This window comes from Bacillus sp. BC08 (assembly GCF_054326875.1).
The window spans coordinates 59,761-70,821 of the sequence record NZ_JBTGPA010000027.1 but is presented as its reverse complement, the minus strand read 5'-3'; the positions used below and the strand labels follow the sequence as shown (position 1 = coordinate 70,821).

Genomic DNA, 11,061 nt, shown 5'->3' with positions numbered 1-11,061 from the left:
TAGTAGGCTTTTGTATTTTAGAGGATAAGATTCAATGATTTTATTATGACAAAACAGTAAATGTTTTAACATTTACTTATACGATAACGGGCCTTATGTACTCTGTTACAAAAGAAACTGCACAAAGCGTTCTGTTTCTTTGTTACTTATTTTTATATAGTGCAAAACATTTTGTTATTCAATAATTCCAATTTCTAGAGCCTTTTGAACAGCTTCTTCTTTGTTACGGACTCCTAGCTTTGTATAAGCTGTGGAAGCATAATTTCTGACCGTACCACTTGATAAATATAACCTTGATGCTATGGTAGTGTATCGAAGTCCTTTTGCTACTAGCTGCAATATTTCTATCTCCCTAGCTGTTAGCTCATAAGCGGTTGCTTTTGATTGTGGTGTCTCTTTTTGCTCATCAAACTTCTCAAATATTTTGTGAGACATTCCCTGATCAATTAGTGTCCCACCTTTGTGAATAAGTCGGATCGTATTAGCTAGCTCTAACGTTTCAATAGATTTGAGTAAAAAACCATCCGCACCGTTGCGAAGTGATTCCAACGCCTGTTCGGTATCCTGAAACGTTGTGAAAATCAATACGCGGATATGTGGCCATTGTTGCTTGATCCTTTTGGTTGCTTCAATTCCATCCATGTGCTTCATATCTAAATCCATAAGTATAACATGGGGTTGAAGGCGCCCACACAAATCGATGGCTTGATTGCCATCCTCAGCCAAGCCGACTACATGTAAATCTTCATATCTATCGAGTAGTGTCCTCAAACTTTCCCGAACAAATGGCTGATCGTCTACAATTAACAAACGAATAAGTCCATCTTTTATTTCAGTTTGTCGCGGTATGGTGCATGTAACAAGCATTCCTTCCTCTGGCTTTGTATATACAGACAAATGACCTTGCAAATTCATTGCCCGTTCTTTCATCGCATTCATACCGAAGCCTTCCTGCCATTCTACATTTCCTTTTCCATTATCTTGAACTTCTAACCTCGTATATTGTTCGTCAAACTGCAATGAAACTATAATTTCAGTCCCCTGACCATGACGTACTGCGTTCGTAAGGGACTCTTGTAAGCAACGAATGAATGCGATCTTTGCTTGCCGAGATAGTTGATATTCCTCTCCGAATGTCCTAAAACTTACATTTACCTGAGCGTGCTCCTGAAATTCGGCTCCAAGATTTTGTAGAGATTGAATCAAGGAAGGTGATTGACACGGAGAATCCATTTGATGTAGGTAACCTCTCACGTCCTCGATGCTTTTCCGTCCCATTTCAAGCAGAGAATCTAGCCTCTGTATACCCATTTCAGTAGCAAGTTCGGTACGCAACGTTTCCATCCCCATAATAATAGAAGTATAAGCGTGACCAACTGTATCATGAAGCTCACTCGACAGTCTGTTCCGTTCTTCTGCCAGTGTAATGCGTTCAATCTGAGACATATATTGCTCAAGTACCGCGTTTTGTTTACGAATCGCTTCATTTTGCTTATGATTGACGATTAATAAATGGAAAGCGAAGCCCATTACATAAGCAAGTCCATAGTAGATAACCATAATCCAATAGCTATTACTTGGCGCAACCGCATAGAAAATTCCAGTTGTTATAAAAACTGTTGTTGGAGCTGTCCAATAATAGGATAAATGCTGACTATTCGCAGCAATCAGAAAAGCCGATATAAGAAATGTAACGTTAGCTCCCGGAAATAAAGAAGTTAAATATATACACAGTCCACCATATAGCAGTATTTCTGTGAACAAATAATATTTATAATTGAATAGTAAGGCTACCCATGGAACAGAGAAGGCAATAATTTCCCAAAGAATAATAATCCAAAGTGGCAATGTTAAACTATCCTGAAAATCGAATGTGGTTATGGCGATAGAGACACTAACAAGTATACGGACTCCTAACATAATCCAATCGTACCAAACCCAATACTTAACCATATCTAACAAGTTATTTACCCCCTAAATAGCCTACCTTTTTACATCCTATATTATAAATTAATCCTTCATACATTGTTAAATTTTTTAATTTTACACTGCAATTCTCTTACAGAAGGCAAACTTCTATCGATTTAGTTGCCGAATCATGCTACGTGTATAGCCCCCAATTTTCTTTGTCCAACCATCTACTATTCTAATACTTATGGCGGTAAATACTATACCCATAAACATTACAAAAAGTGACTTGGCAAAAGTATCTATCTGTATGAATATAATATTCATTTCGATATAGTGATACAGTAGTGGTGCCAACAGCAACATAAGTGGCATTACATAAAAAATGATTGCACTAATGAGACTGAACATACCAATTACTAATTTCTGCATTAACCAAAAGACAGCAGACCAATTGCGACGATCAGTAAGCACTAATTTTACCTGAGTCCAGTTCGATGTGTCTATTGTTATATTTCTATCATAAGAGTCTGTTGAAATATCTGTATAAATTTTCGTCTGTATGCGCTCGAATTGGATAAAAGGTGTAGTAGTCTGTAGTACGCGTATAACTAGTGGAATCCCAATTACCGTAAATGAAAGGGTGAAACTGAATAGCAGAGCTATTAGATAAAAACAAAAATAAAACAATCCTGTAACGAAAGTTAGCAATAAAAAATAACCATTCTGGATGAATCTTGATTTCATAAAGTTCTCGCTCCTATCTATGTAATAACCGAATTGTACTGCTTTTTTTGTCATTCTCACTAGTGTAAAAGTGTCATATGACATTTCTAAATGATGCTAAAAAGGGGGAGAGTAACCTACTTCTGGTTAAAAAAGATGCTTATATGAATCACCATAAAACAATCCCGTTCTTGCAGATGCAAGAAGGGATTGTTTTGTACTTTTATCCCGCTTTAATGGGCAGTAAGACCCCCACCTCAAAATGCAGCGAAAGCAAAGAATTTAGGTGGGGGTCGGGCTGCCCATTAAAGTCCGATTGGTTCAACTAATAATCAGTGGGGGATGAAGAGAATCCCCACTGATTAAAGTTTCACTTTATTTAATATGAGATGGACTTGTTTTTCGAATATGAAAAATAATATCAAATTGCTCAAGTAATGATTTATCAAAGTATACCGATTCATTCGGGAAGGTTTGTCCCCCTATACTCAGTAATGGTCTTTTTGCTTTAACCCATTTCTCTGCTTGTCCTCTAAGGTGACGGTTATCCAATAAAAACATGTGATATGGTACTTTTCCAAGGGTATAATTAAAACTATTAATATTTTGTGGAATCTCACGCGTTGTAATCTTACCTCCAGTGGAAGGATCATATTCGCTGTATAAGGTGAAATTCCCCTCCGTAGTTGTACTACCAATGGTGACATAATTATTGTCTAAACGTTCCTTCAAAAACTGTCCCGCAGCATAAGGGTATAATTTCTCATCGATAATTCCTTTAGCTATATGAATATTGTGTCCCCATACCATCGTTTTACCACCCAATGTCTCTTGTGCCCACATTGCATGATCGGCCAAGTATTGCTCATGTAGCTTTAACATACTTGGATAGTCGTTAGGAATTAGCATTGTTGTAAATTTCTCTATTGCACTTGCCGTTGCTTTCGCCCAGATGTACTCGGGTGAAACTATTTCTGTGTTGGCTTGTGTATTTTCATCTTTTAGTAATCGAGCTACTCTCTCAGCGTTTGCTTTGAACTTTTCTTTTATTTCAGGAGCAAGGTCCATATATTCCTTTGTACTTCCAGTAAAAGCCGACAATTCTTTATAATTTTCTTCTACTTCTGCCAGCAAATCTGGTCGATGCAGCCTTACATAATCAATTACTTTATTAAAGCAACCTTGGTCCAATTCTTTTAAGTCGAGCCCAATAAATTGGATCTTTTTTTTATTGGATGGATTAGCATTATAATCTTTCATCCACTCAATCATGGCTATAATTTCATCAGTAGGATATAACAAGTTTAAAAATTCCCTAGGATTTCCTTTTCCTGTTTGGATATATTCATTTAGCTTTAAGCCGTTTCCCCAATCTTCCTCCATTGTGAAATTTGTAAAACCCATCTCAGTAACCAAATATTTCACAAGTCGAAACTTCATAGTGAAAATTTCAGAGCTTCCATGAGTATTCTCTCCTAATCCTACATATTGTGCACTCCCAATCATTTTCTTAAGTGGTTTTAAATCCTCAAATGATTTTGACGGCTCTATCGTTTTTAATGGGTAAGCCTGTGATTGTATTGATTTAACTATATTTTTTTGGGTTGATTGACCTGAATTTTCGACTGCTATTGTTTGAGCGTTTCCTACTTCTCCACATCCTGTGACTAATAAAGCTGTACTAACCATTGCAATCATTCTTTTCTTATTCATTTTTTTCCACCTCAATTGAATTATTTGTAAAAGCAAGATTGATTCATGTACTTGCACGAATCAATTGCCTTAATTCAATTGTTATCTATCCCATATCATATTTTCTAGTTACATATTGTCATAAGGTGAATTGACACAGGTCATAGACTAATCATTACACTTTTGTACTATCGGCTATGACAACTTATAAATAATAATTACATTGATGAGTCGTAAGTAAGACTAGACTATAAATTGGGGAGGGATTTTAAAGGTGAATGAATTTGTATACAAAAATATTTTTATTCTAAGTTGTGTCTGTGGAAATGACAAGAAGTAAATTCGGTAAACAAGTGAATTATAGGGGAAGGGCGGATTAAAATGATATTACACACAAAATCGTTCCACAATAAAGATAAAATCCAACGTGCTAAAATAGGACTTCAACTCTTTCTGAGTATCTTAATCATTACTTCTATTATCCTAAATGTAGTAGTAATAATTACGAAAAGTATGCCGCTTATTGTGGTATATATGTTTACCCCAGCATTTTCTTCTATTTTGACTCGCATAATACTGAAAGAAGGGTTTAAAGATGTATCTTTTAGTCTCGGTAACTTAAAGATATGGAAGGGGATTGGTTTTGCTCTGCTAATCCCTATGATTATTTGTGGAATTACTTATTCTATCGCCTGGTTGAGCGGAATTGCGGGGTTTCAGCATCCCGAAGGTGGTATGTTAGAACCGATCTACAATTTACTTGGGCTTCAGTATGTAACGGCACCATTCAGTTTTATTTATCTAGTAGTATTGAGCGGCATTTTCGGAAGTTTGCTTAACTTAATCCCAGTTTTGGGAGAAGAAATGGGTTGGCGAGGTTATATGCTCACAAGGCTAGTCGATGCAGAGTTTTCACGGCCTATCCTTATTAGTGGATTGATTTGGGCAACGTGGCATGTTCCAATAGTTATTGCTGGTCTATATGTAGAGGGACCATCTGTCGTTCTTTCAGTACTGGGCATCTATCTTTGTATTGTACCATTCGGTTATATTACAGCTTATTTACGACTTAGCACAGGTAGCGTTTGGCCTTCGGTTATCATCCATACTACTTGGAATGCCATTATTCAAGGACCTTTCGCACGTGCAAGTACAGGATATCAAACTGAGATTTGGATTGGAGAATCTGGCTTGATAACCGCTATTATTATATTAATTACTGCAATAATTACGTCTCGAATAGTGAATTTCACGAAATAGCATACGGATGTGTTGTAAATTCAATTAGTGAAAAATGACGAGGCGCAATTATGAATGCTCAAAGATATGAAAGTAATACAAATGAAGTAAATGTAAAAGTAATGGTTAGGTTATCAGAAAAAAATCAATAACTTCAATTGTGAAAAGATAGAAAAGGAGCGGAAATACGCTCCTTTTTTTATTTACCTTACTATTTTTAGGAGGTTAGTATGAATAAAATATAGATAAAGGGTAACTAGCATTTTTATTGATAAAAATTTATTGTTTTTTTGTGGAATATATATGAAACATTGTATAAAATAATCAGGAAAGCCAAAAATTATAGGGGGAAAGTTGTGAAGAGAAATAAGAGTTTAGTAAGTTTTTTAGGAGTGTTTATTATGCTGTTTTCTTTTTGTTTTCAAGGAAATGTACAGGCAGATGTAAATACTGTTCAATCTGGGAAAATCAAATCAGGAAATGTAACGGTATGGGAAGTTGGAAATGTGGCGAAAGTGTTAGCTGATGTAGAGCGCTTAAATTTAAATACAGTAAATGTACCGATTCAGGTAGATATTCCGAACGTGACTTCTACGAACATGGTAATGAATCAAGCGCAAAAGCAACAGGCTATTCTTTTAATTCAAGAATTATTAAAGCATAATATTCAAGTTATTGTGGAACCGTTCCCATATATTCAACAAGGAAATGTTGGGGAAACGGAATGGAATCCAAGTAACATTAATGATTTCTTCTGGAATTGGAAAACAGTTATTCTGCAAGATATCTTTAATTCGATTACAAGTAAATACAATGTGTATGGAATCAAGATTGCTTCTAATTTCGTGAATATGGAATATGCAGAAGGATACTGGAGCGATACGATTGATTTTGTTCGTCAGCAGTATAAAGGGAATGTTTTGTATCAAATGAATTGGTGGTTAACGGCAAGTTGGGATCTTTCTTATGAAGCGAAGTTTGTAGAGAAAATCAATCGTCCATATTTAAAAAAGGTGGATATTGTAAGTATCGATAGTTGGTTTGAAGTTTCAGGAAAAAGAAATCCAACATATGAAGAAGTAAAGAATAGTTTATTTGCGACGACAGTGTATAATCGTGGGCAAAATGTTGTTCAGCAATTAGAACAATTACATAAAGCAACAGGAAAGCCCGTTTATTTTGGTGGATTTAACGTTCCGGCACGTGAACTTGGACTGCAAAATCCGTGGAATCCAGATGTTTCTAATGTATTTTCAAAGGACGTACAATTAAACGGATGGCGCGCTTACCGTGATGTATTAGAACCGAAACCATATTTTAAAGGTTTTTCAATTTGGTTTATTGGCTCTCATAATAGTACGCATGCGTATCAAATACATAGTAAAGAAGCAGAAACGGTTATTAATGGTTGGTACCGAAAATAATTTTTATTAAATAGGTAAGTTTTGAATTTTACCACATATATTTCTAGTGAAAGGCCTTTCACCATCTTATCACCTAGGGGGCAATCATAATGAAATTTTTGTCTTACCTTACAGTAATTTTGGTGATTCTTGGCGGTTTGAATTGGTTATTTGTAGCGTTAGATTACAATGTAGTTGAGAAATGGTTTGGTTCAATGCCGGCGCTTGTGGACACTATTTATTGGCTCTTTGGTCTTTCTGCTATTTATCAAATTTTTGATCGGTTCTTTACGAACAATTAGCTATCATTCTTTTATTATTAAAGTGTTAAGTACGATTATGTACTTAGCACTTTTTTGTATGTTCATAAAAAGTAGTTTGCACATGCAAGCGATTCCATTGCGTCTTACGCCGTAATAATAGAAAACAAATTGACCATGTATTATATTTCAGGTTATAATTCAGAAAGTTTAAAAATTAATAAAAATGAGAAATAGGGAGGTTTTCAGGGTGATGGAGAGAGTGTATAATTTTTCAGCTGGACCATCAATACTCCCTTTGCCAGTTTTAGAGAAAGTGCAAAAGGAGCTTGTAAATTATAACGGGACAGGCATGTCTATTATGGAAATGAGTCATCGATCTTCTTATTTTCAAAGTATTATAGATGAAGCGAGTAACTTGCTTCGTGAATTAATGAGCATTCCTGATGAGTATGAAGTACTGTTTTTACAAGGCGGTGCGTCATTACAATTTTCTATGATACCGTTAAACTTAATGAATACGTATAAAAAAGCAGGGTACGTATTGACTGGCTCATGGTCTAAAAAGGCGATGCAAGAAGCTGAAAAAGTAGGAGAAGTACAAGTGATTGCTTCTTCTGAACAAGCGAAGTTTACTACAATTCCTAAACTGGATGGTTTACCAAATGATGAAAAACTAGATTATGTACATATTACAACGAACAATACAATTGAGGGAACGAAATATGTGGACATTCCACATTTAGATAAAGTACCGCTTGTTGCGGATATGTCCTCAAATATTTTATCAGAACAATATGATGTTACGAAGTTCGGTCTTATATATGCGGGAGCGCAAAAGAATTTAGGGCCAGCGGGCTTAACGATCGCTATTATAAAAAGAGATTTAATTGGGGGAGGAGATCGCTCTTGTCCTACGATGTTAAACTATGAAACTTACAGCAAAAATAACTCCTTATATAATACACCGCCAACCTTTAGTATTTACGTAACGAAACTTGTACTAGAGTGGCTGAAAGAGCAAGGCGGGGTATCTGCGATGGAAGAACAGAATAGAATGAAATCTTCACTTCTTTACAATTTCTTAGATGAATCAAAATTGTTTACTTCACCAGTTGATCTTGCGTATCGATCACTTATGAACATTCCGTTTACAACACCATCAGAAGAGCTGAACAATGAGTTTTTACAAAAAGCGAAAGAACGCGGTCTTGTTACGCTAAAAGGACATCGCTCAGTCGGTGGTATGCGCGCTAGTATTTACAATGCGATGCCAGTACATGGCGTACAGCAATTAGTAAATTATATGAAGGAATTTGAGCTTGAGAATAGATAGGGAGATGGGGATATGTTTCGTGTTCAAACGTTAAATCAAATTGCTGAAAAAGGTTTGCAAGTACTTAGCGGAGATCGTTATGAAGTAGGGGATAGAGTGGACCACCCAGATGGCATTTTACTTCGCAGCTATTCTTTACATCAAGAGGATTTTTCAAAAGACTTAAAGGCGATTGCAAGAGCTGGTGCAGGTGTAAATAATATTCCTGTCGAGCGATGTACAGAAAAAGGGATTGTAGTATTTAATACACCAGGAGCGAATGCCAATGCAGTAAAGGAACTTATTATCGCCAGCCTGATTATGTCTTCACGTAACATTATCAATGGAGTAAGTTGGACGAAAAATTTAGAGGGGGAAGAAGTACCACAGCTTGTTGAATCAGGAAAAAAACAATTCGTTGGATCAGAAATTGCAGGGAAGCGACTAGGGGTTATCGGCCTTGGCGCAATCGGTGCTTTAGTTGCGAACGATGCGTTAGCTTTAGGAATGGACGTTGTCGGATATGATCCTTACATTTCAGTTGAAACGGCATGGCGCCTTTCTACACATGTGCAAAGAGCATTTAGTTTAGATGAAATTTTTGCAACGTGTGATTATATTACCCTTCATATTCCACTTACGAATCAAACGAAGGGAATCATTGGCGAACACGCTGTAGAAAAGATGAAAAAAGGTATGCGTTTATTCAATTTCTCTAGAGGAGAACTTGTAGATGAAAAAGTTCTTCAAACAGCGTTAGAAGAAGATATTATTACACATTACGTAACGGATTTCCCGAATGAAAATGTGATAAAGATGAAAAATGTAACAGCGACGCCTCACCTTGGTGCGTCTACGTCTGAATCGGAAGAAAATTGTGCGATCATGGCAGCGCGCCAATTACGTGAATATTTAGAGACAGGAAATATTCGTAATTCAGTAAACTATCCAAACGTAGAATTACCGTATATCGGTAAAAAACGTATTACGATTATGCATCAAAATGTTCCGAACATGGTAGGACAAATTACAGGATGTTTAGCAGAGCATCATATTAATATTGCCGATATGATTAATCGTAGTAAACATTCTTGGGCGTACACAATGATTGATATTGATAACGGAATTGATGATATAATAAAAGAGAATATAGTGGAAAATATAAGCAAAATTACAGGTGTTGTAGCCGTTCGAATGATTGTGTAAAGGAGAGAGGAACTTGGCAAAAATCCGACCGTTTCGGGCCATTCGTCCAGTAGAAGAAAAAGCAGCGGAAGTTGCAGCCTTACCGTATGACGTATTAAATAGTGAAGAAGCAAGAGAGGTTGTAAAAGGGAATCCGTATTCTTTCTTACACGTTGATAAAGCAGAAATTGATTTAGACCCGGCACTTTCACCGTACGATGATCGTGTATATGAAAAAGCGGGTGAAAATTTAAATCGACTTATACGAGAAGAAGTATTCATGCAAGACGAAGAGCCAGCACTATACATTTATGAACTGACGATGCAAGAAAGAACGCAGTCAGGCCTTGTCGTTTGTACATCTATTGATGAGTATGAAGATGATACAATTAAAAAACATGAAAGAACGCGTCATGAAAAAGAGCTAGATCGCATTCGCCACGTAGATGTTTGTGATGCAAATACAGGTCCTATCTTTTTAACATATCGTACTAAAGAAGAGATAACGCGTTTCATTGCCAGCTGGAAAGAAGAACATGCACCAATCTATACATTTACAGCAGAAGACGGCGTTAAGCATGTTGCCTGGAAAATAGCTGATGAAGAAGTAATTACAAGTTTAGTAAACTTATTTGAAGATATTCCTAATCTGTACATTGCAGATGGGCATCACCGCTCAGCATCAGCTGCAAAAGTAGGGCTCATGCGAAGAGAGCAATATCCGAATTACACAGGAGAAGAAGAGTTTAATTTCTTCTTATCTGTTTTATTCCCTCATGATGAATTATCTATTTGGGACTATAACCGAGTTGTAAAAGACTTAAACGGCTTATCAGAAGAACAGTTTTTAAAACAAATCACGCAATACTTTTATGTAGAAGAAGCGGCTGTTTCTCCGTATAAACCAAATGAGCCAAAAACATTTGGTATGTACGTAAACGAGAAGTGGTATAAATTAACAGTAAAAGAGGAAACGTTTGATGCGAACGACCTTGTAAAAGGTTTAGATGTATCTATTCTGCAAGATCATTTATTAAGCCAAGTACTTGAAATACATGATCCGCGATCTGATTCACGCATTGATTTTGTCGGAGGAATCCGCGGATTAGAAGAACTAGAACGCCTTGTAAATAACGGTGAATATAAAGCAGCGTTCGCATTATATCCGACATCAATGGAATCTTTATTAGCAATCGCAGACGCTGGAGAAGTTATGCCGCCGAAATCAACGTGGTTCGAACCGAAACTGCGTAGTGGGTTGTTTGTACATTCTTTAAAGTAAATATAGACTTCTTTAGATTGAAAAACCGAAATGATTATAGTTTCGGTTTTT

Annotated in this window: 9 protein-coding genes; 6 read left to right on the top strand and 3 right to left on the bottom strand. The window is 36.3% G+C overall.

The features are described from left to right. Positions 1–174 precede the first annotated feature (174 nt). The 3 genes from ACXVYO_RS06605 to ACXVYO_RS06595 form a co-directional block, all read right to left on the bottom strand. Positions 175–1,962: a response regulator gene (locus ACXVYO_RS06605; protein WP_458466379.1), complete on the bottom strand. Its 1,788-nt coding sequence runs from the start codon at positions 1,960–1,962 to the stop codon at positions 175–177. Positions 1,963–2,076: 114 nt separating this feature from the next. Next, positions 2,077–2,655 (bottom strand): sensor domain-containing protein, encoded by a 579-nt coding sequence (locus tag ACXVYO_RS06600; protein WP_097994315.1) that lies wholly within the window; start codon positions 2,653–2,655, stop codon positions 2,077–2,079. 354 nt (positions 2,656–3,009) lie between these two features. After that, a complete protein-coding gene (locus ACXVYO_RS06595) occupies positions 3,010–4,347 on the bottom strand; it encodes an erythromycin esterase family protein (RefSeq protein WP_458466378.1) in 1,338 nt (445 codons plus the stop codon). A 360-nt stretch (positions 4,348–4,707) separates the two neighbouring features. Between ACXVYO_RS06595 and ACXVYO_RS06590 the strand changes: the two genes are divergently transcribed. From ACXVYO_RS06590 to ACXVYO_RS06565, 6 genes are all read left to right on the top strand, one after another. Then, positions 4,708–5,586 carry a CPBP family intramembrane glutamic endopeptidase gene (locus tag ACXVYO_RS06590; RefSeq protein WP_458466377.1) on the top strand — a complete coding sequence of 293 codons (879 nt, stop codon included), beginning with the start codon at positions 4,708–4,710 and terminating at the stop codon, positions 5,584–5,586. A gap of 335 nt (positions 5,587–5,921) precedes the next feature. Then, a complete protein-coding gene (locus ACXVYO_RS06585; RefSeq protein ID WP_458466376.1) occupies positions 5,922–6,989 on the top strand; it encodes a glycoside hydrolase family 113 in 1,068 nt (355 codons plus the stop codon). Positions 6,990–7,078: 89 nt separating this feature from the next. Beyond that, positions 7,079–7,270 (top strand): DUF378 domain-containing protein, encoded by a 192-nt coding sequence (locus ACXVYO_RS06580; RefSeq protein ID WP_000670802.1) that lies wholly within the window; start codon positions 7,079–7,081, stop codon positions 7,268–7,270. A 211-nt stretch (positions 7,271–7,481) separates the two neighbouring features. Next, a complete protein-coding gene (gene serC / locus ACXVYO_RS06575) occupies positions 7,482–8,564 on the top strand; it encodes a 3-phosphoserine/phosphohydroxythreonine transaminase (protein WP_458466375.1) in 1,083 nt (360 codons plus the stop codon). Positions 8,565–8,576: 12 nt separating this feature from the next. Next, positions 8,577–9,749, top strand: coding sequence for a 3-phosphoglycerate dehydrogenase family protein (locus ACXVYO_RS06570; protein ID WP_458466374.1), 1,173 nt, complete (start codon positions 8,577–8,579; stop codon positions 9,747–9,749). A gap of 13 nt (positions 9,750–9,762) precedes the next feature. After that, on the top strand, positions 9,763–11,010 hold the full coding sequence (locus ACXVYO_RS06565) for a DUF1015 domain-containing protein (RefSeq protein ID WP_458466373.1): 1,248 nt from the start codon (positions 9,763–9,765) through the stop codon (positions 11,008–11,010). Positions 11,011–11,061 lie beyond the last annotated feature (51 nt).